Origin of the sequence: Mesorhizobium sp. M0184 (genome assembly GCF_040322215.1) — a bacterium.
In the GTDB taxonomy this organism is placed as follows: Bacteria; Pseudomonadota; Alphaproteobacteria; order Rhizobiales; family Rhizobiaceae; genus Mesorhizobium.
In genome coordinates, this window is the sequence record NZ_JAMYSZ010000043.1 from 1 (window position 1) to 20,530 (window position 20,530).

15 protein-coding genes are annotated in these 20,530 nt (G+C 63.6%); 9 read left to right on the plus strand and 6 right to left on the minus strand.

Translation table 11 applies throughout. The features are described 5' to 3' along the window. Positions 1-279: 279 nt before the first annotated feature. Both rhaI and NKJ23_RS30940 read right to left on the minus strand, forming a co-directional pair. Positions 280-1,572: an L-rhamnose catabolism isomerase gene (rhaI, locus tag NKJ23_RS30935; protein WP_352684489.1), complete on the minus strand. Its 1,293-nt coding sequence runs from the start codon at positions 1,570-1,572 to the stop codon at positions 280-282. Between the two features lie 178 nt (positions 1,573-1,750). After that, on the minus strand, positions 1,751-3,853 hold the full coding sequence (locus tag NKJ23_RS30940; RefSeq protein WP_352684491.1) for a bifunctional rhamnulose-1-phosphate aldolase/short-chain dehydrogenase: 2,103 nt from the start codon (positions 3,851-3,853) through the stop codon (positions 1,751-1,753). Between the two features lie 188 nt (positions 3,854-4,041). Here NKJ23_RS30940 and NKJ23_RS30945 point away from each other — a divergent pair, with 188 nt between their 5' ends. The 7 genes from NKJ23_RS30945 (at position 4,042) to NKJ23_RS30975 (ending at position 11,183) form a co-directional block, all read left to right on the plus strand. After that, positions 4,042-4,851: a DeoR/GlpR family DNA-binding transcription regulator gene (locus NKJ23_RS30945; RefSeq protein WP_023677380.1), complete on the plus strand. Its 810-nt coding sequence runs from the start codon at positions 4,042-4,044 to the stop codon at positions 4,849-4,851. Positions 4,852-4,906: 55 nt separating this feature from the next. Next, the gene (gene rhaS, locus NKJ23_RS30950; RefSeq protein ID WP_352684493.1) at positions 4,907-5,902 is read left to right on the plus strand and encodes a rhamnose ABC transporter substrate-binding protein; all 996 of its coding nucleotides are present in this window, start codon (positions 4,907-4,909) and stop codon (positions 5,900-5,902) included. An 83-nt stretch (positions 5,903-5,985) separates the two neighbouring features. Continuing rightward, the gene (locus NKJ23_RS30955) at positions 5,986-7,527 is read left to right on the plus strand and encodes a sugar ABC transporter ATP-binding protein (RefSeq protein ID WP_352614691.1); all 1,542 of its coding nucleotides are present in this window, start codon (positions 5,986-5,988) and stop codon (positions 7,525-7,527) included. After that, on the plus strand, positions 7,524-8,501 hold the full coding sequence (locus tag NKJ23_RS30960) for an ABC transporter permease (protein ID WP_352684495.1): 978 nt from the start codon (positions 7,524-7,526) through the stop codon (positions 8,499-8,501). Before NKJ23_RS30955 ends, NKJ23_RS30960 begins: the two co-directional genes overlap by 4 nt. Further along, a complete protein-coding gene (locus tag NKJ23_RS30965) occupies positions 8,498-9,499 on the plus strand; it encodes an ABC transporter permease (RefSeq protein ID WP_352589179.1) in 1,002 nt (333 codons plus the stop codon). Before NKJ23_RS30960 ends, NKJ23_RS30965 begins: the two co-directional genes overlap by 4 nt. Continuing rightward, positions 9,499-9,816 carry an L-rhamnose mutarotase gene (rhaM, locus tag NKJ23_RS30970; RefSeq protein ID WP_352448660.1) on the plus strand — a complete coding sequence of 106 codons (318 nt, stop codon included), beginning with the start codon at positions 9,499-9,501 and terminating at the stop codon, positions 9,814-9,816. Before NKJ23_RS30965 ends, rhaM begins: the two co-directional genes overlap by 1 nt. Further along, entirely contained in the window at positions 9,813-11,183 is a 1,371-nt protein-coding gene (locus NKJ23_RS30975; protein WP_352684497.1) for an FGGY-family carbohydrate kinase, read from the plus strand. Before rhaM ends, NKJ23_RS30975 begins: the two co-directional genes overlap by 4 nt. A 36-nt stretch (positions 11,184-11,219) precedes the next feature. Here NKJ23_RS30975 and NKJ23_RS30980 read toward each other — a convergent pair whose 3' ends face one another. Beyond that, positions 11,220-12,470, minus strand: coding sequence for a D-amino acid dehydrogenase (locus tag NKJ23_RS30980; RefSeq protein WP_352684499.1), 1,251 nt, complete (start codon positions 12,468-12,470; stop codon positions 11,220-11,222). A 43-nt stretch (positions 12,471-12,513) separates the two neighbouring features. Further along, positions 12,514-13,509, minus strand: a complete 996-nt coding sequence (gene galE / locus NKJ23_RS30985; RefSeq protein WP_352506203.1) for a UDP-glucose 4-epimerase GalE — start codon at positions 13,507-13,509, stop codon at positions 12,514-12,516. Between the two features lie 265 nt (positions 13,510-13,774). Here galE and hemA point away from each other — a divergent pair, with 265 nt between their 5' ends. Continuing rightward, positions 13,775-15,052, plus strand: coding sequence for a 5-aminolevulinate synthase (hemA, locus tag NKJ23_RS30990; protein ID WP_352684517.1), 1,278 nt, complete (start codon positions 13,775-13,777; stop codon positions 15,050-15,052). A gap of 53 nt (positions 15,053-15,105) precedes the next feature. Here hemA and NKJ23_RS30995 read toward each other — a convergent pair whose 3' ends face one another. After that, positions 15,106-16,272 carry a pyridoxal phosphate-dependent aminotransferase gene (locus NKJ23_RS30995; RefSeq protein WP_352614680.1) on the minus strand — a complete coding sequence of 389 codons (1,167 nt, stop codon included), beginning with the start codon at positions 16,270-16,272 and terminating at the stop codon, positions 15,106-15,108. Between the two features lie 111 nt (positions 16,273-16,383). Next, complete coding sequence (gene mscL, locus NKJ23_RS31000) at positions 16,384-16,806, minus strand: large conductance mechanosensitive channel protein MscL (protein ID WP_352488570.1); 423 nt, start codon at positions 16,804-16,806, stop codon at positions 16,384-16,386. 232 nt (positions 16,807-17,038) lie between these two features. Here mscL and NKJ23_RS31005 point away from each other — a divergent pair, with 232 nt between their 5' ends. After that, positions 17,039-20,527, plus strand: a complete 3,489-nt coding sequence (locus NKJ23_RS31005) for a PAS domain-containing hybrid sensor histidine kinase/response regulator (protein WP_352684501.1) — start codon at positions 17,039-17,041, stop codon at positions 20,525-20,527. Positions 20,528-20,530: the final 3 nt, after the last annotated feature.

A 20,530-nucleotide genomic window follows, 5' to 3' on the forward strand; every position in this document is an offset into this window, starting at 1 on the left:
CGGGGCCCCCCCCCCACTAGTTGGGTGGGGGGGGGCCCGCCCGGCGCCCGGAGAGGGGGCCTTCGTAGCGCGGCCCCCCCGCTCCGTCTCGGCTTCGCCGAGCCACCTCTCCCCCACTTTCGTGGGGGCGAGGAACCCAAGCTGAAAAGAAGCCAACATTCAACGCTGACAGGCAATTTTGTTCTTGCTTTGTGCCGGCAGCTATGCTACTAATCTAGCTGTGGTGCTAATTGGCTCCAACGACCCGCCCTTCGTGGCGGGTTTTCATTTTCACCAATATCAAACAATCCCGCCACCGACGCTCGCCACCGCCGGTCGTTCGGCTGCGACCTTCGCTCGGTAGCCGGCGGCGCGGTAGGCGGCGACCGGATCGATGGCGCCGCCGGTCTTCAGCCGCGCCATGGCAAGGATCGGCTCGACGTCGGTGCGATAGGCTGTCTTCAGCGTCTGCGTCGCCATCAGCGCGTCATTGGCATGCTGGAAACCTTCGAGCGCCTTGCGGTCGACCAGCAGCGCCTGAGCATAGGCGCGCTGCACCTCAATTGCCGACAGCATCAGGCTTTCGATCGGGTCGGTGACGTTGTGGCTCTGGTCGAGCATGTGAGCCGGATCGAACCCTTCTGCACCTGAAAGCTCGGCATCGACGAGTTCGTTGAAGACAAGGAACAGCCGGTAGGGATCGATCGAGCCGGCGTCGAGGTCGTCGTCGCCATATTTCGAATCGTTGAAATGGAAGCCGCCGAGTTTCTTGAACTGGATCAGCCGCGACACGATCATCTCGATGTTGACGTTGGGGGCGTGATGGCCGAGGTCGACCAGACAGAACGCCTTGTCGCCAAGCTCTTTGGCGATGATGTAATTGGTGCCCCAATCCTGCACGACGGTCGAATAGAAGGCCGGCTCGTACATCTTGTGCTCGGTGAACAGTTTCCAGCCGTCCGGCAGTCCGGCATAGATCTCCTTCATCGCGTCGAGATAGCGCTCGAATGCCTTGGCGAAATTGACCTGGCCGGGAAAGTTCGAGCCGTCACCGATCCATACCGTCAGCGCTTTGGAGCCCAGCGTCCTGCCGATCTCGATGCATTCGAGATTGTGCTCGACCGCCTGCCGGCGTGTTGCTGCATCGGCATGCGACAGCGAGCCGAATTTATAGGAAAGTTTTTGGTCGCTGGCGTCGGAGAAGGTGTTGGAGTTGATGGCGTCGAAGCCGAGGCCGAAGCGGGATGCCGCCTGCTTCAGCCGGCTCGGATCGGCCTTGTCCCAGGGAATATGCAGCGAGACGGTCGGCGTCGCCTGCGTCAATTGCCGGATGACGGCGCAGTCCTCGATCTTGTCGAAAATGTCACGCGGCTCGCCGGCGCCGGGAAAGCGGGCAAAGCGGGTGCCGCCGGTGCCGACGCCCCAGGACGGGATGGCGACGGCGAATTTCTCGACCTTGTCGCGGATGGCGTCGATGGCGATGCCGCGGCGGTCGAGGCGCTCGCCGAGAGACTCGTAGTCGCGTCTGAGGTCGGCATCGCGCGCGGCATTGTGCCTGTCGACGAGGTCGGCGGAGATGATGGTTTCGGACATGGTGGTTTCCTCCCAATTTGCGTTGGTCGGCGCTGCCCCTCACCCTTACCCTCTCCCCGTAAAAACACGGGGAGAGGAGGATCACCGGCGTTGTAGCGCTTCCCTTCTCCCCGTCACTATACGGGAAGAAGGTGCCGGCAGGCGGATGAGGGGCAGCGCAACCCTCAAAGACGGTCGCTTATCGCGTAAAACTCTGTGCGTTGCCGGCGTCGACGTTGATGATGTTGCCGGTCGATTTGGCCGACATATCGGAGGCGAAGAAATAGATCGCCTCGGCGATGTCTTCGGGGAACACCGACCGCTTCAGCATCGAACGCGAGCGGTAGTGCTCCTCGAGATCGTCGGTCGACATCTTGTAGGCGGCGGCGCGCTGTTCCTTCCATTCGCCGGTCCAGATCTTCGAGCCGCGCAGCACAGCGTCGGGGTTGACGACATTGACCCTGATCTGCGCTTCCGCGCCTTCCAGCGCCAGGCAGCGTGCCAGATGGATTTCGGCGGCCTTGGCAGTGCAATAGGCGGCGGCGTTTGGCGATGCGGCAAGCCCATTCTTGGAGGCGACGAAGACGACGTTGCCGCCGATCTTCTGCGCCCGAAACAGCCGGAACGCCTCCCGCGAAACCAGGAAATAGCCGGTCGACAGGATGTCCATGTTCTTGTTCCACAGCGTCAGCGTGGTGTCCTCGATCGGCGCCGAGGAGGCCAGGCCGGCATTGGAGACCAGAATATCGATGCCGCCGAATTCGACCGCCGTTTCGGCAAAGCCGGAGATCACCTGATCCTCGGACGTGACGTTGATGACTACGGGCCGCACGAAATCCTTGCCATAGGCCTTGGCAAGCTCGTCATTGGCGCTGGCAAGGGCTGCTTCGTCGATATCGGCCAGCACGACGCACGCGCCCTCGCGCAGCAGCCGGTTGGCGGTGGCCCGGCCGATACCGCCGGCGCCGCCGGTGACCAGCGCAATCTGGCCGGCAAGAGCCTTTGGTTTCGGCAGGCGCTGCAGCTTTGCCTCTTCGAGCAGCCAGTATTCGATGTCGAAGGCTTCCTGGTCGGGCAGGCCGACATAGGTCGAGACCGTCGAGGCACCGCGCATGACGTTGATGGCGTTGACGTAGAATTCGCCCGATATGCGCGCCGTCGCCTTGTCGCCGGCGAAGGTGAACATGCCAACGCCGGGCATCAGATAGACGACGGCGTTCGGATCGCGCACCGGTGGCGAATCCGCGTGCTTGCAGCGGTCATAATAGGCCTGATAGCCGACGCGATACTCCGCCACATCATCGGCAAGACGGGCAATGACGGCATCGACGTCGGGATTTTGGGGGTCGAACTCGATGACCAGCGGCCGGATCTTGGTGCGCAGGAAGTGGTCCGGGCAGGACGTGCCGAGTGCCGCCAGCGGCCGCAAATCCCTGGAATTGACGAATTCGAGCACGGCAGGGGAATCGTCGAAATGGCCGAGCTTGTGGCTGTTCTCCGAGATCAGGCCACGGATCCTCGGCATCAGTTTTGCGGCCACGGCGCGACGCGCAGGCGCATCGAGGGATTTGACGACTTCGCCGCCGAAAATCGGCTTGCCCTGGCTCTTGCGCTCGAACCAGTCGATCGCCTGGTTGATCACCGAGATCGTAGTCTCGTAGCATTCCTTCGGCGTGTCGCCCCAGCTGAACAGGCCATGACTGGCCAGTACGACACCCTTGGCTTCGGGGTTTTCGCGGCAGAATTTCTCCAGCCACAGGCCGAGCTCGAAGCCCGGACGTTTCCATGGCAGCCAGCCGATCGTGTCGCCGAAGATCTCCTTGGTCAGCGCCTGCGAATCCTTGGCGGCGGCAATGGCGATGATGGCATCGGGATGCATATGGTCGACATAAGGCTTCGGCACGAAGGCATGCAGCGGCGTGTCGATGGAAGCCGCGCGCGGGTTGAGGTTGAAGGTGCAATGGGGCAGATAGCCGACCATCTCGTCTTCATGTTCGAGGCCGCGATAGAGACCTTTCAGCGCGCGCAATTTGTCCATGTAGAGCGTGGCGAAGCCGTCGAGCTTGATCGAGGCGCTGTCGCCGCCCGAGCCCTTGACCCACAGCACTTCCACGCTCTCGCCGGTGAGCGGATCGTTTTGCCAAATCTTGGAGGAGGTGTTGCCGCCGCCATAATTGGTGACGCGCTTGTCGGAGCCAAGAACATTCGAGCGATAGACCAGACGTTCGGGCTCGCTCATTGCTTGCGCTTTTGCGTCATCCCAAAGATTGGCGAGGCGCGTGCCGGAGCGCTTGTCGAGCATAGGTATCCTCCCTTTGGGACACGCAAACGGCGCGGGTCCCTTTTGTACGAATTTCTACGCAAGCGGCGGCCTTGTCAATCACAAACGATCAATATCAGTCATATTGCATTTGCACAATGAAATTATCTGATCGGAAATGATTGACACTGCGCGCTTTGGGTGACTAGATGCTCCGGCAGGGAGGAACCATGCACGAGAAAGAGCGCCACAGGATCATTCTGTCCGCCGTCCAGGAAAAGCCTGTGGTGACGGTGCAGGAGATGGTCGACCTGACGGAGTCGTCGGAGGCGACGATCCGGCGCGACATCGCGGCATTGCATGTGCAAAAACGGCTGCGCCGGGTGCGCGGCGGCGCCGAGGCGCTTTCGCCGCCGCAGTTCATCGGCCTAGCCGGCCGGCCCTTTTCCGTCAACGAGACCATCAACGCTTCGCAGAAGCGGGCAATCGCGCGGGAAGCCGTGGATCTGTGCAAGGACGGCGAGCCGATCATCATCAATGGCGGCACCACCACCTTCCAGATGGTGCATTTCCTGACCGGCCGCCGCATGCCGATCTTCACCAATTCCTTCCCGATCGCGGAGCACTTGCTCAGGCACTCCAAGAACACGGTGATGCTGTCGGGCGGAACCATCTACCGCGAGCAGAACATCATCCTGTCGCCGTTCGACAATGACGTGACGCGCAATTTCTACGCGCGCCGCATGTTCATGGGCGCGCAAGGGCTGGGGCCGCTCGGCCTTATGGAAGGCGACCCGCTGCTGATCCAGGCCGAGCAGAAACTGATCGACCAGGCAGACGAATTGGTGGTGCTGGTCGATTCCTCGAAGTTCCGCAAACGCTCGAGCCTGATCCTGTGCGGCCTGTCGCGCATCGCCACGGTGATCACCGACGACGCCATCGAGGATCGCGAAGCCAAGATGCTGGAGACCGCCGGCGTGACGCTGATCATCGCCCGCACAACGGCAACCAACAAGGAAGAATCTTCGCTGCAGGCCTGAGAACCACTCACGCCCGCAGCGGCGATGGAATGCAACGCTCAAGGGAGGATATTCGATGAGCTTTCTGAAGAAATTGATGGTTACGGCGGCGTTCTCCGCCGCCCTGTTCGTGAATGCCGCCTACGCCGAAAACGTCAAGATCGCGCTGGTGGTGAAGTCGCTCGGCAACGGCTTCTTCGACGCCGCCAACAAGGGCGCCGAAGAGGCGGCCAAGGAGCTCGGCGATGTCGACATCATCTACACCGGCCCGACCAAGGCGACCGCCGAAGCGCAGATCGAAGTGGTCAATTCGCTGATCGCCCAGAAGGTCAATGCCATCGCCATTTCGGCGAACGACGCCGACGCGCTGGTGCCAGTGCTGAAGAAGGCGATGCAGCGCGGCATTACCGTCATCTCGTGGGATTCAGGCGTCGCGCCGGAAGGACGCCAGCTTCACCTCAACCCCTCCGATACCAACCTGATCGGTGAGACCATCATCAAGCTGGCCGCCGACTACCTGCCGGAAGGCGGCGATGTCGCCATCCTGTCGGCTTCTTCGACCGCGACCAACCAGAATGCCTGGATCGACGCGGCCAAGAAGGTGCTGCCGGAGAAGTTCCCTAAGATCAAGCTCGTCGCCACCGTCTATGGCGACGACGACTCGGCCAAGAGCACGGACGAAGCCAAGGGCCTGCTGAAGTCCTATCCGAACCTCAAGGCGATCATCGCACCGACCACGGTCGGCGTCGTTGCCGCCGCGCAGGTGGTGACTGACGAGGGCCTGATCGGCAAGGTCAACGTCACCGGCCTGGCGCTGCCGTCGGAGTTCAAAAAGTTCATCGACAATGGCGCCAGCCAGGCGGTTGCGCTGTGGAACCCGATCGATCTCGGCTACTCCGCCGTCTACCTCGCCCACGACCTGGCGGTGAAGAAGGAAGAGGCCAAGCCCGGTGCTACGCTGTCGATCGGCCGCGTCGGCAAGGTCACGCTCGACGACACCAACTCGGCTGCGATGGCTCCGCCCTTCCAGTTCGACAAGTCGAACATCGAAAAGTTCTCCAAGATCTATTGATCCTGGGACCTTCGAAACGGTGCGGCGGGGCTCAGGTTCCGCCGCGCTTTCAAACGAACCTTGCTACAGGGCTTGATACGATTATGGACACGACAGCCCAGCACGAAGTGGCACATGAAGCGCCTTTGTCATCCGGACCGCGCCTGACGCTGTCCGGCATCTCGAAAAGCTTTCCCGGCGTGCGGGCGCTGCACAATGTCGGCCTGTCGCTCTATCCCGGCCAGGTAACCGCGCTGATCGGCGAAAACGGTGCCGGCAAGTCGACTCTGGTCAAGATCATGACCGGCATCTACCAGCCGGATGCTGGCACGATCAGCATTGACGGCCAGCCGGTCACACTGCCCAGCGCCCACGCTGCGTTCGGGCACGGCATCACCGCCATCCACCAGGAAACCGTGCTGTTCGACGACCTGACGGTGGCCGAAAACATCTTCCTCGGCCATGCGCCGCGCACGCGTTTCAAAACCATCGACTGGCGCACCATGCGCAAGAATGCCCGCGAGGTGCTCGACACGATGGGCGCCGGCCATATCGACGCCGACGCCAGGCTGAAGGATCTCGGCATTGCCAACAAGCACCTGGTTGCGGTTGCCCGCGCCATGTCCATCGACGCGCGGATCGTCATCATGGACGAGCCGACGGCAGCGCTTTCGATGAAGGAGATCGAAGAGCTTTTCCTGCTGATCGAATTCCTCAAGAGCGACGGCAAGGCGATCCTGTTCATCAGCCACAAATTCGATGAGATCTACCGCATCGCCGACCGCTATACCGTGTTCCGCGACGGCGAGATGGTCGGCGAAGGCCTGATCAAGGACGCCGGCCAGAGCCAGATCGTGCGCATGATGGTCGGCCGCTCGGTCGATCACATCTTTCCGCAGCGCAAGGCCGAGATCGGCGCGCCGGTGCTGGCCGTCTCCGGCCTGTCGCACCCGACCGAGTTCGACGACATAGGCTTCGAGCTGCACAGGGGCGAAATCCTCGGCTTCTACGGCCTTGTCGGCGCCGGGCGCAGCGAGGTGATGCAGGCGATATCAGGCATCACCCGCACCAGCGGCGGCACGATCACGCTGGAGGGTAAGGCAATCGCGCCGAAATCGGCGGCGGATTCGATCGACGCCGGCATCGTCTATGTGCCGGAGGAGCGCGGCAAGCAAGGCGTGGTGATCGGCCTGCCGATCTTCCAGAATGTCTCGCTGCCCTCGCTCAAACGGACATCCAAATCCGGCATATTGCGGCTGGCCGAAGAGTTCGCGCTGGCCCGCTCCTACACCGAGCGGCTCGATCTGCGCGCCTCCTCGCTCAGCCAGGACGTCGGCACGCTGTCGGGCGGCAACCAGCAGAAGATCGTCATCGCCAAATGGCTGGCGACCGCGCCCAAGGTGATCATCCTGGACGAGCCGACCAAGGGCATCGACATCGGCTCGAAGGCCGCCGTGCACGGCTTCATGGCCGAGCTCGTCGCGCAAGGCCTGTCGGTGATCATGGTGTCGTCCGAATTGCCGGAAATCCTCGGCATGTCGGACCGCGTCGTCGTTATGCGCGAGGGCCGCATTGCCGAGGTCTACGACAATAAAGGGCTCGACGCCGAAACCTTGGTCAGGACGGCAGCGGGGATCGCGGCATGAAGGCTCTTCTCAAACATCGCGAGGTCTGGCTGCTGGCGGCAATCGTCGTGCTGATCGGGCTGATCTCCACGCGGTTTCCAGGTTTTGCCGATCCGGCCAACCTGCGCCAGGTGTTCAACGACACGTCGATCCTGATGATCCTGGCGCTCGGCCAGATGGTCGTCATCCTGACCCGCTCGATCGACCTGTCGATGGCTTCAAATCTCTGCTTCACCGGCATGGTGGTGGCAATGCTGAACGCCGCGCATCCGGCGATCCCGATCCCGCTGCTGATCGTCATCGCACTTCTGGTCGGCCTGGTGCTCGGCGCCATCAACGGCCTGCTGGTATGGCGGCTGAACATTCCCTCGATCGTGGTAACGCTCGGCACCCTCACCATCTACCGCGGTGCCACGTTCGTCATTTCAGGCGGCGCCTGGGTCAACGCCGACCAGATGAGCGCTGATTTCATCGGGTTGCAGCGCGCGGCTTTCCTCGGCATTCCGGTACTGTCGTGGATCGCCCTGCTGGTTATTGCGCTGTTCTTCCTCGTGATGACGCGCACCGCGCTCGGCCGCTCGATCTATGCCATCGGCGTCAACCCGACCGCATCGGTCTATGCCGGCATCGATGTCGGCCGGACGAAATTCACCGTCTTCTGCATTTCGGGGATGATCGGCGGCCTCTGCGGCTATCTGTGGATCTCGCGCTACGTCATCGCCTCGGTCGAGGTCGCCAACGGCTATGAGCTCAATATCATCGCTGCCTGCGTCATCGGCGGCATCTCGATCGCCGGCGGCATCGGCTCGGTCGGCGGCGCGGTGCTCGGCGCGCTGTTCCTCGGCATCATCTCCAACGCGCTGCCGGTCATCAATATCTCGCCCTTCTGGCAGATGGCGATTTCAGGCAGCGCCATCATCCTGGCCGTGGTGCTCAACGCGCGCGGCGAACGCCGGCAAGGCCGCATCATCCTCAAGAAGGCGGAAGCGGCATGACCGACACCCCTGCCCCACGCCATATTCCCGACCGGCTCGACAAGCCGCTGACGTCGGCGATCTTCTCATGGGAGGCGCTGCTGGTCGTCGTGGCGGTTGCCATCTTTGCCGTCAACAGCTTTGCCTCGCCCTATTTCCTCGACGCGTGGTCTCTGTCGGACCTGACCTTCAACTTCACGGAAAAGGCGCTGATCGCGCTGGCCATGGCGCTGCTGATCATCTCCGGCGAAATCGACCTGTCGGTGGCCGCCATCATCGCGCTGGCGTCAACAATGATGGGCATGGCGGTGCAGGCCGGCGCCGGCATGCCTGAACTGGTGGCAATCGGCCTCGTCGTCGGGCTCGGCTGCGGCGCCTTCAACGGACTGCTCGTCACCAGGCTCGGCTTGCCGTCGATCGTCGTCACCATCGGCACGATGAGCCTGTTTCGCGGCATTGCCTTCATCATCCTGGGCGACCAGGCCTACAAGGGCTATCCCGCGAGCTTCGCCTTCTTCGGCCAGGGCTATGTCTGGTGGGTGGTGTCGTTCGAACTGACGCTTTTCCTGGTCGCGGCAGTCGTCTACTGGTTCCTTCTGCACCGGACGAGCTTCGGCCGCCGGGTCTTTGCCATCGGCAACAACCCGGTCGCGGCGCAGTTTTCCGGCGTACGCGTCGGCCGTATCAAATTCATCCTGTTTTGCCTGACCGGCCTGATGGCGGGCATCGCCTCGGTGCTGATAACATCGCGGCTCGGCTCGACCCGGCCGTCCATCGCACAGGGCTACGAGCTGGAAGTCATCACCATGGTGGTGCTCGGCGGCGTCAGCATCCTGGGCGGCGCCGGCAGCATTCTGGGTGTGGTGCTGGCCGCCTTCATCATGGGACTGGTGACCTTCGGCCTCGGCCTGCTCAACGTGCCGGGGATCGTTATGTCGATCTTCATCGGCCTGCTGCTGATCATCGTTATCGCGCTGCCGATCCTGTGGCGGCGAGTGCGGCGGGAGCGCTTTGCCTGATGCCGGAGAAATACGCGTTCAAGATGAAGCTCAATCCGGGCATGAAGGCCGAATACAAGAGGCGCCACGACGACATCTGGCCGTCGCTGGTCGCGCTGCTCAAACAGGCCGGTATCTCCGATTACTCGATCCATCTCGACGAAGAGACCAACACCTTGTTCGGCGTGCTGTGGCGCCGTGACGACCACGGCATGGACGAATTGCCGAAGCATCCGGTGATGCAGCGTTGGTGGGCCGAGATGGCGGACATCATGGAGACCAAGCCGAACAACGAGCCGGTGGCGGTGCCGCTGGAAACAATGTTCCATATGGAATGACCCGCCACGTCGCCGTCATCGATATCGGCAAGACCAACGCCAAGGTGGCGCTGGTCGATCTTGCCGCAGCAAGCGAAGTCGCGCTGCGCAGGATGGTGAACGAGCCGGTTCGGCAAGGCCCGTACCCGCACCATGACGTCGAGCGGTTATGGGCGTTTATCCTTGGCAGCCTGGCCGAGATCGATCGCGAGCAGCGCATCGATGCGATATCGATCACCACCCATGGCGCTACGGGCGTGCTGGTCGACGCATCAGGCGAACTGGCGCTGCCGGTGCTCGACTACGAATTCGACGGGCCGGATGCCCTTGCCGGGGACTATGACACGATCCGTCCGGCGTTCTCCGAGACCGGCACGCCGCACCTGCCGGCCGGCCTCAATCTCGGCGCGCAGCTGTTCTGGCAGCAGAAGCGCTTTCCGGCGGATTTCGCCAGAACCGCAGCGATCCTGATGTATCCGCAATACTGGGCCTTGCGCCTGACCGGCATCGCCGCCAGCGAGGTGACTTCGCTCGGCTGCCACACCGATCTGTGGAACCCGTGGAAAGCGGATTTTTCGTCGCTGGTCGACCGGCTGGAATGGCGCCGGCTAATGGCGCCGGTGCGGCCGGCCAAGGACCGCCTGGGCCCGATCCTGCCCGCTCTCGCGCGGCAAACCGGCCTCGACCCGCAAACGCCGGTGTTTTGCGGCCTGCACGATTCCAACGCCTCGCTGATGCCGCATCTCCTGTCCGACAAGCCGCCTTTCTCCGTGGTCTCGACCGGCACCTGGGTGGTGTCGATGGCGGTTGGCGGCAACAAGATCGCGCTCGACCCGGCACGCGACACGCTGGTCAATGTCAACGCGCTCGGCGATCCCGTGCCCTCGGCGCGCTTCATGGGTGGCCGCGAGTTTTCCGTGCTGACCGAGGGCCAATCGGAGAACTGGACGGAAGACGATGTTGCCACGGTGCTGGCGCGCAAGACGTCCCTATTGCCCTCGACCCAACAGGGTTCGGGGCCGTTTCCGCATCATACCGCATCATGGCTTAACGCGGACGGTATGAGCGTCGGCCATCGCTTTGTCGCCATCTCGTTCTACCTGGCGCTGATGACCGCGACCTGCCTCGACCTGATCGGCGCGGACGGTCCCACCATCGTCGAAGGACCCTTCGCCCGCAACCGGCTGTTCACCCGCATGCTGGCTGCGGCGGCGGCGCGCGCCGTCATTGCCTCCGAGGCTGCGACAGGCACCAGCATCGGCGCCGCCTTGCTGGCGTCGGACCAGGGGACACCGCAAGGCAGAGGCGAAAGGACCGAACCGTCGGCCGATCCACTCTGGACAAGTTACGTGCGCTCCTGGCGTTCGGCGGTCGACGAACGAGCCTGACCGCCGAGCTCGTGGCGCCCTGATGTCTGGAGATGCCTAGTTCCTGTAGAGCAATCCTTGCGGATCGATCTCCGGCTTGCGGCCGGCGACCACGTCAGCAAGGAATTTTCCCGAACCGCAGGCCATGGTCCAGCCGAGATGGCCGTGGCCGGTGTCGAGGTAGACATTGTCGTACCGCGCCCGGCCGATGACCGGCACGGAGTTCGGCATCATCGGGCGAAGTCCAGCCCAGAGCTCGGCCTTGCTCTCGTCGAAAGCGCCGGGGAACAGGTCCTTGCCGGTGTTCAGGATCGAGTTGAAATCGCGTGGCTTCAACGTGCGGTCGAACCCGGTGAACTCCGCCGTCGAGGACATCCGCAGCCGATTTCCCAGCCTGGAATAGCCGATCAGCCGGTCCTCGTCGGCGCCGCCCATGATCGGCCCCTTGCTTTCATCTTCCAGCGGAACAGTCACGGTATAGCCCTTCACGGGATAGACGGGCAGATCGATGCCGTAGCGGCGGCCGAGCAGACCGCTCTCCGGCCCCATGGAAATGACCACCGCGTCACCGGCCACCGGGCCGGCCGAGGTCATCACGGCGCGCACCCGGTCGCCGTCGATGTCGAGGCCTTCGACCGTGGTGCCGTAGAGGAATTGGACGCCGAGTTTCTCGGCGGCATAGGCAGCGAGGCGCTGCGTGAATTGGCTGGAGTCGCCGGTCTGGTCGATCGGCGAATAGACGCCGCCGGCTATCTTGTCCTTGGCGCCGGCAAGGCCGGGCTCGAGTTCGACCAGCCGGTCGCGGCCGACGATCTCGATCGGCAGGCCGTGTTCGCCGAGATAGCGATAATTGCCGGTGCCGGTATCGAAGCTCTGCTGCGAGCGGAAGAAATAGAGAATGCCTTTCTTGCGCTCGTCATAGTGGATGCCGGTTTCGGCCGAGACGGCGTTGATGCAGTCGCGCGAATAGAGCGCCAGACGAAGCTTGACGTCGGTGTTGGCGCGCATGCGCTTATGCGTGCACTGGCGCAGGAAGCGCAGGCTCCAGGCGAAAAAATACGGATCGAAGCGCAGCCGCACCTTGATGCCGAGATCGTGGTTGTAGAGGCCGCGCAGGAACGTCTTCAGCGCGGCTGGCGAGGCCCAGGCGGTGGCGTCTCCGGGCGACACCAGGCCGGCATTCGACCGGCTGGTGCCGCGTGCCGCCGCCGGATGGCGCTCGATCACTATCACCTCATGGCCGGCGCTGGCCAGATAATAGGCCGCCGCCGTACCGACGACGCCGGCCCCAAGCACCAGGATTTTCATTCCGCCCCCAGCGCGCTGAACCAACCTTTGCGGAGAGCCCACTTCACCCCAGAGCCGAATTCTTGCTGGTCAGGATGCGCTCCCAGGCAAGCGCATCGGCAACGATCTGGTCGAGGTTGTCGCGCTGCGGGGTCCAGCCGAGCTCGCCGCGCGCCAGCTCCGAATTGGCGACGACCGCGGCGGCGTCGCCGGCGCGGCGATCGCCCATCCGCACCTCGAAATCATGGCCGAAGACCCGGCGGACGCTGTCGATGACCTCGAGCACCGAATAGCCGTGGCTGTAACCACAATTGGCGACCAGGCTCGATCCGCCGGCACGCAGCCGCTGAAGCGCCAGCCGATGCGCCGCCGCCAGGTCGCTGACGTGGATATAGTCGCGCATGCAGGTACCGTCCGGCGTCGGATAGTCGGTGCCGAACACCTGCATGAAGGGGCGCTTGCCGAGCGCCGTCTCGCAAGCGACCTTGATCAGATGCGTGGCACCGGGCGTCGACTGGCCGGTGCGGCCCTTCGGATCGGCGCCGGCGACGTTGAAATAGCGCAGCGCCGTATAGCGCAACCCATGGGCAATTGCCGCGTCGCGCAGCATCCATTCGCTCATCAGCTTGGACAGGCCATAGGGCGATTCCGGCGCAAGCCGGGCATCCTCGCGCACCGGCTCCAGGCCGGCGCCGCCATAGACGGCGGCCGTCGAGGAAAAGATGAAATTGGGCACGCCTTCGCGCACCGCGGTCTCGATCAAGGTGCGCGTCTTGCAGGTGTTGTTCTCGTAATAGGCAAGCGGGTCGGCGACCGATTCGGGGACCACGATCGAGCCGGCGAAATGGATGATCGCGTCGACCTTATTGTCGCGAATGATCGAGGCGACCAGTTCCCTGTCGGCGACGTCGCCGACGACGAGCTTTGCTTCCGGGGCCACCGCCCATTCAAAGCCGGTGGAAAGCCGGTCGAGGACGACGACGCTGTCGCCCGTGTCCAGCAATTCCCAGACCATATGGCTACCGATATAGCCGGCACCGCCTGTCACCAAAACCGTCATCCGCATCCTCGCTATTGATGATTTGTCGGAACTGTCTCAATCGTCGCCGTACTGGAAAATCTGCCGCCAGGCCATTAAAACCTGCGGTAACCAGTCTCATCGGCGCGTGGCATTGTCCTGAAACAAGATTGATCCACATCAAGGGAATAGGCCACGTTCCGTGGTCGTTAGGAACAGGCACGGGGCGTGGCATTTTGACCAAAAAGGCCAGGTGGACGCCGAAAAGGCCAATGACTATGATCCCGCGCAAAACTGGGAAGGCGACATGAACTATCAGCGGTTTTTCGAGGAAGCGATCGACCAGCTCCATGCGGAGCGTCGCTACCGCGTCTTCGCCGACCTTGAGCGTATCGTCGGGAAATTCCCGCGCGCCATCTGGCGCGCCAATGGCCGCGCCGAGGAAATCACCGTCTGGTGCTCCAACGACTATCTCGGCATGGGCCAGCATCCCGACGTCATTGCCGCGTTCCAGAAGGCGGCAGGCAAGATGGGGTCGGGGGCCGGCGGCACCCGCAACATCTCCGGCACCAGCAACCCGCTGGTCGAGCTCGAACTGGAGCTGGCCGACCTGCACGACAAGGAAGCGGCACTGGTTTTCACCTCCGGCTTCGTTTCCAACGAGGCGTCGATCTCGACTATTGCAAAGCTGCTTCCCAATTGCCTGATCATCTCGGACGAGCTCAACCACGCTTCGATGATCGAGGGCGTGCGGCGCTCAGGCGCCGAGAAGAAGATCTTCCGCCATAACGACGTCGCGCATCTCGAAAGCCTGCTGCAGACGGCCGGCCGCGAGCGCGCCAAGCTGATTGTCTTCGAGAGCGTCTATTCGATGGACGGCGACATCGCGCCGATCAAGCAGATCGTCGACCTCGCCGAGCGCTACAACGCCATGACCTACATCGACGAGGTCCACGCCGTCGGCATGTACGGGCCGCGCGGCGGCGGCATCACCGAGCGCGAAGGGCTGGCCGACCGCATCGACATCATCGAGGGCACACTGGCCAAGGCGTTCGGCACGCTTGGCGGCTACATCGCCGGCACCACTGCGGTGATCGACGCGGTGCGCTCCTATGCGCCGGGCTTCATCTTCACCACGGCGTTGCCGCCGGCGATCGCTGCCGCGGCAACCACCTCGATCCGCCATCTCAAGCGCTCGCAGGCCGAGCGCGATGCGCAGCTGCGTCAGGCGACACGGACCAAGCAAGTGCTGGCCGCGGCCGGCCTGCCGGTGATGGAGTCGCCTACCCACATCGTGCCCCTTCTGGTCGGCGATCCCGAGCTCTGCAAGATGGCCAGCGACCGCCTGCTCGGTGTGCACGGCATCTACATCCAGCCGATCAACTACCCGACGGTGCCGCGCGGCACCGAGCGGCTGCGCATCACGCCTACACCGTTCCATTCGGACGCGCTGATCGCCTCGCTGCAGGACGCACTGGTCGAGACATGGGACGCGTTGGGGATTCCCTACGGGTCCGCCGGCCGGCCTTCAGTCGCCAAAAGCGACCGCGTCATTCCGCTGCTGGTGCCGAAGTCGGGCGGCTGAAGGTCGTTTAAAACTCTACGCCGAGAACCATTTGGTCGTCAGAGCGAAGTCGCTCAGACAGTCTTCATCCATTTCGCCAGCCGGTGTGCGGCTTCCTCGAGCTGGTCGAGGCGGCGGTGGAAGCACAGCCTGAGGAAGGCTTCGCCGCCGGGGCCGAAGGCGGTGCCGGGAGCCAGGCCGACATTGGCGCGGTCGACCATGTCGAAGGCGGCAGCGCGGGAATCGGAGATGCCGTCGACCGCGAAGAACAGATAGAATGCGCCCTGCGGCACGGTGAACCGCGCCCTGCCGGTTTCGGCGAGAATGCCGCACACCAGGTCGCGCGCCGCCCTCGCCCGCTCCACCTGCTCGACGATGAAGGCGTCGCCCTCATCGAGGGCAACGACGGCGCCCCGCTGCATGAACTGCGCAACGCCGGAAGTCGAATACTGGACCAGGTTCTCGAACACCTGCTGCAAGGCGGGATGGATCTTGATCCAGCCGATGCGCCAGCCGGTCATCGCCCAGTTCTTGGAAAAGGAATTGACGAACAGGATGCGATCCTCATCGGCCATGATGTCGATGAAGGACGGCGCGCGGCCATGGCCGTAATGAAACAGCGAGTAGATCTCGTCGGCGATGATCCACAGGCCCCTCTCACGGGCAAGGTCGAGGATCGCCTGCAGCGTCTCCTTGTCGGCGGTCCAGCCGGTCGGGTTGGACGGCGTGTTGACGAACAGCGCCTTGGTCCGTGGCGTGATCGCCGCTGCGATCTTGTCGACATCGCAGGACCAGCCATTGCCCGACTGGTCGAGCGTGACCGCGACTGGAACAGCGCCGGCGACGCCGGCGGCGGCGGCGAAGTTCGGCCATGCCGGCGACAGGTAGACGAGTTCGTCGCCCTTGCCGGCCACCGCATCGATGGCCATCTGGATGGCGTGCATGCCGGAGCCGGTGACGATGAATTCCTCGTTGGCGAAAGTCTTGCCGAAATGCCTGGTGTAGTAGCGGGCGAGCGCCTGCCTGAGTTCGGGAATGCCTCGCTGCCAGGTGTAGAAGGTCTCGCCGCCGGCGAGTGCCTTGGCGGCTGCATCGGTGATGAAGGCAGGCGTCGGCAGGTCGCCCTCGCCGGCCCAGAGCGGGATCATGCCGTCGCGGCCGCGGCCGCGGTTCATGACGGCGACAATGCCGCTTTCAGGCGCCGCCCGCGCTTCGGCGCGCAGAGTATCGATCAGGGTCATGGATGGGTCCGTTTTCGTTTGCTCGACTGCTAGCGTGTTTCAGGGCGGACGAAAACAGAAAACCCCGGCCGCAAGCGACCGGGGTTTTGGTCCAGAAAGTTACCGCAGGCGCTACTTTCTGGCGAGGAGATCGCGAATTTCGGTGAGCAGCGCGACATCGGCCGGCGGCGGGGCAACCGGGGCGGCCGGTTTCTCGCGCTCCAGCCGCTGGCGCAGATTGTTCACCGCCTTGACCATCAGGAAGATGATGAAGGCGAGGATAAGGAAGTTCAGTGCCACGGTGATGAAGCTGCCATAGGCGAAGACCGCGCCCTGTTTCTTTGCCTCAGCCAGCGATGTGGCGTTAACGGCCGAGGACAAGGGCAGAAAGTAGTTGTTGAAGTCCAATCCGCCCAAAATCGCCCCGATGACCGGCATGATGATGTCGTCGACCAGCGAGGTGACGATCTTGCCGAAGGCAGCGCCAATGATGACGGCGACGGCCAGGTCCATCACATTGCCCCTGGAAATGAATTCCTGAAATTCTTTCAGCATTCGACCCTCCTTGTCCTGACCGGCCGTGCTGCCGTCCACGCCTCGGCATCGACCGGCGGGCAGAATAGCAAAAACCTGCGGTTGCGACAGGCGCAAAGACGTGTTTCCCCGGCCTGGATTGCGCGAAGCCGCGGCCATAATGCGCCGAAAGCCGCGATGGACTCGGTGGCCAAGCTGTGATTGCGTCTGCAAGGCCGGATGAAAAAATCGGCGCAGGGAGGAAGTTCGAGCCGTGCAGGGCTGGTTCATCGTCATCATCGCGATCGCCTATGTGACGTTGCTGTTTGCCATCGCCAGCCTGGGCGACCGGCGCTCGACTTCATCCGGGCCTGGCCGCGCCCGGCCCTTTATCTATGCGCTCAGCCTCGCCATCTACTGCACCTCCTGGACCTTCTTCGGCTCGGTCGGGCTGTCCTCCGAGCGCGGCCTGGAGTTCCTCGGCATCTATATCGGACCGGTGCTGGTGTTCGTGTTCGGCTTTCCGCTGCTGCAGCGCATCGTCAGGCTGGCCAAGACCGAGAAGATCACCTCGGTCGCCGACTTTCTCGGTGCCCGCTACGGCAAGAGCTTCGCTGTTGCGGCGATCGCTACGCTGATCGCGACCATCGGCGCCGTGCCCTACATCGCGCTGCAATTGAAGGCGATCTCCGGCTCGGTCAGCCTGATGGTCGAGCACTATACCGGCTCGCCGCCGTCGTTCGATCCGTTCGTCAGTGACATCTCGCTGGTCGTGGCCATGCTGCTGGCGCTGTTTGCGGTGCTGTTCGGCACGCGCCATGCCGATGCCACCGAGCACCAGGACGGGCTGGTGCTGGCTGTGGCGGTCGAGACCGTGGTCAAGCTCGCCGCCTTCCTGGCGATCGGCCTGATGGTCACGTTCCTGATCTTCGGCGGGCCAGGCGATATGTTCGACCAGCTCGCCGAAAACACGCAGGTGCGCCAGGCGATGGGCTACAACACCTCGCTCGCTACCTGGCTGGTGCTGACATGCCTGAGCGGCTTTGCCATCCTAATGCTGCCGCGCCAGTTCTACGTCACCATCGTCGAAAACCGCAGCGAGGCCGAGCTGCGCACCGCGACATGGGTGTTTCCGCTCTATCTGGTGGCAATCAACCTGTTCGTGCTGCCGATCGCATTGGCCGGCCTGGAACTGGTCGGCCCCAGGACCAGCAGCGACCTTTACGTGCTGTCGCTGCCGCTGTTCAGCGGCCACGACGTGCTGGCCATGGCCGCCTTCATCGGCGGGCTGTCGGCGGCGACCGCAATGGTGATCGTCGAAAGCGTCGCGCTGTCGATCATGATCTCCAACGACCTGGTCATTCCGCTGTTCGTGCGCCGGCTGCTGCGGACCACGACATCGGAGAACGAGGACTGGTCGACGCTCATCCTCAATGTACGGCGGGCGGCGATCTTCATCATGCTGTTCATCGCCTTTCTCTACTACCGCGAGAGCACCAACAGCGCGCGGCTGTCCTCGATCGGCCTGATGTCGTTCGCCGCGATCGCGCAGTTCGCGCCGGCAATGATTGGCGGCCTGGTCTGGCGCGGCGCCAACGGAAGGGGTGCCGCACTTGGCATGGTCGCCGGCATCGTCGTCTGGAGCTATACGCTGCTGCTTCCCTCGCTAGTCGCGCCCGATACCGGCATCCTCGTCCACGGCCTGTTCGGCTTCGATGCATTGCGGCCGCAGGCTCTTTTCGGCACCGTCGCCGAGCCGCTGAACCATGGCGTGCTGTGGAGCCTGTCGATCAACACGCTGTTTTTTGTGTTCGGCTCGCTATCGCGCGCCTCTGTGCCGCTGGAACGCATCCAGGCGTCGATCTTCGTGCCGCGCGAAGCGGGTCCGCTGCCCAGCCTGCGCCGCTTCCGCACCACCATTACCGTCAACGACCTCAAGGACACGATCGCGCGCTATCTCGGTGTCGAACGGACCGAGCGGTCCTTTCAGTCGTTCGAAAAGAGCAGCGGCACTTCACTGCTCGGCAACGAACAGGCCAGCATGGATGTCATCCGCTTCTCCGAGCAGCTTCTGGCCAGTGCCGTCGGCTCCTCTTCGGCGCGGCTGATCCTGTCGCTGCTGCTGCGCCGCAACGACCGCGAATCCAAGGACGCCTTCCGCCTGCTCGATGACGCCACCGAGGCGCTGCAGCACAATCGCGACCTGCTGCAGATCGCACTCGACCAGATGGAACAGGGCATCACTGTCTTCGACCGCGATTTCCGGTTGATTTGCTGGAACCGCCAGTACCGGGCGCTGTTCGACCTGCCCGACGAGATGGGCCAGGTCGGCGTCTCACTCGATCGTATCCTGCGCCACCTTGCCGAGCGCGGTGACATACCGGCAGACCAGCGCGTCACCATGCTCAACCGCCTGACCAGCTTCGTCAGCCCATGGCAGATGGAGCTGAAGACAAGCGGGCGCATCCTGGAATTGCGCTCCAATCCGATGCCGGACGGCGGCATCGTCGCCACCTACGCCGACATTTCCGGACGTGTCGAGCAGGATCTGGCGCTGAAGCGCGCAAACGAATCCCTGGAACAGCGAGTGAAGAGCCGCACCGCCGAGCTCACCCGCGTCAATGAGGAGCTGGCGCAGGCGCAGATGCTGGCCGAGGAGGCCAATCTCGGCAAGACCCGCTTCCTCGCTGCCGCCGGCCACGACATCCTGCAGCCGCTGAACGCCGCCCGCCTCTATTGCTCGTCGCTGATCGAGAAGACCGGCAAGGGACCTGCCGGCAAGGCGGCGATGAACATCGAATCGTCGCTGGAATCGGTCGAGACCATCCTCGGCGCGGTGCTCGACATTTCGCGCCTCGATGCCGGCGCGATGAAGCCGGACGATACGAGCTTCGGCCTCGACGGGCTGCTGCGCCAGATCGGCAACGACTTCCGGCCGCTTGCCGCCGAAAAGAAGCTCGAACTCTCGATCATGCCGTCGTCGCTCAGCGTCATGACGGACCGCAATCTGCTGCGCCGGCTGATCCAGAACCTGGTTTCCAACGCCATCAAGTATACGCGCCGTGGCCGCATCCTGGTCGGCGCGCGGCGGCGCGGCGAACTGGCCGAGATCCAGGTTATCGACACCGGCATCGGCATTGCCGGCGACGAGCTCAACACCGTGTTCCGCGAATTCACCCGGCTCGACGAGGGCGCACGCGAGGCGGAAGGCCTCGGCCTTGGGCTCTCCATTGTCGACCGCATCGCCCGCGTCCTGCGCCTCGAAATCCGGATCTTCTCCAACCCAGGCAAGGGCACACGCTTTTCCGTGTTGCTGCCGGTGGTGGCCGTGCAGGCACCGCGGCGCGAGGCCGAGGCGAAGCCGCCTGCCCGTGCCGCGGCCTCGCTTGCCGGGCTCCATGTGCTCTGCATCGACAACGACGCCCGCATCCTCGACGGCATGCGGCTGCTGCTCGAGGGTTGGGGCTGCAGCGTCGACACGCTTTCCGGCGCGGAGGATCTCGACAGGTCCGGCATGCATCGGCCGGACCTCGTGCTTGCCGACTATCATCTCGACAACAGGACCGGCCTCGAATTGATCGCCCAGTTGCGTGCGATCCATGGCGAGGACCTGCCGGCCGTGCTGGTCACCGCCGACCGCTCCAGCGAGGTTCGCGCCGCCGCCGGCAGGCTCGACGTGCCGGTGATCAGCAAACCACTGAAACCGGCGATGCTGCGCTCGATGATGGCCAGGGTCAGGCCGCTGGCGCCGGCGGCCGAATAGGAA

Coding starts and splice junctions, on each gene's coding strand:
- rhaI (WP_352684489.1), bottom strand. CDS start 1,572: ATGTCCGAAACCATCATCTCCGCCGACCTCGTCGACAGGCACAATGCC.
- NKJ23_RS30940 (WP_352684491.1), bottom strand. CDS start 3,853: ATGCTCGACAAGCGCTCCGGCACGCGCCTCGCCAATCTTTGGGATGAC.
- NKJ23_RS30945 (WP_023677380.1), top strand. CDS start 4,042: ATGCACGAGAAAGAGCGCCACAGGATCATTCTGTCCGCCGTCCAGGAA.
- rhaS (WP_352684493.1), top strand. CDS start 4,907: ATGAGCTTTCTGAAGAAATTGATGGTTACGGCGGCGTTCTCCGCCGCC.
- NKJ23_RS30955 (WP_352614691.1), top strand. CDS start 5,986: ATGGACACGACAGCCCAGCACGAAGTGGCACATGAAGCGCCTTTGTCA.
- NKJ23_RS30960 (WP_352684495.1), top strand. CDS start 7,524: ATGAAGGCTCTTCTCAAACATCGCGAGGTCTGGCTGCTGGCGGCAATC.
- NKJ23_RS30965 (WP_352589179.1), top strand. CDS start 8,498: ATGACCGACACCCCTGCCCCACGCCATATTCCCGACCGGCTCGACAAG.
- rhaM (WP_352448660.1), top strand. CDS start 9,499: ATGCCGGAGAAATACGCGTTCAAGATGAAGCTCAATCCGGGCATGAAG.
- NKJ23_RS30975 (WP_352684497.1), top strand. CDS start 9,813: ATGACCCGCCACGTCGCCGTCATCGATATCGGCAAGACCAACGCCAAG.
- NKJ23_RS30980 (WP_352684499.1), bottom strand. CDS start 12,470: ATGAAAATCCTGGTGCTTGGGGCCGGCGTCGTCGGTACGGCGGCGGCC.
- galE (WP_352506203.1), bottom strand. CDS start 13,509: ATGACGGTTTTGGTGACAGGCGGTGCCGGCTATATCGGTAGCCATATG.
- hemA (WP_352684517.1), top strand. CDS start 13,775: ATGAACTATCAGCGGTTTTTCGAGGAAGCGATCGACCAGCTCCATGCG.
- NKJ23_RS30995 (WP_352614680.1), bottom strand. CDS start 16,272: ATGACCCTGATCGATACTCTGCGCGCCGAAGCGCGGGCGGCGCCTGAA.
- mscL (WP_352488570.1), bottom strand. CDS start 16,806: ATGCTGAAAGAATTTCAGGAATTCATTTCCAGGGGCAATGTGATGGAC.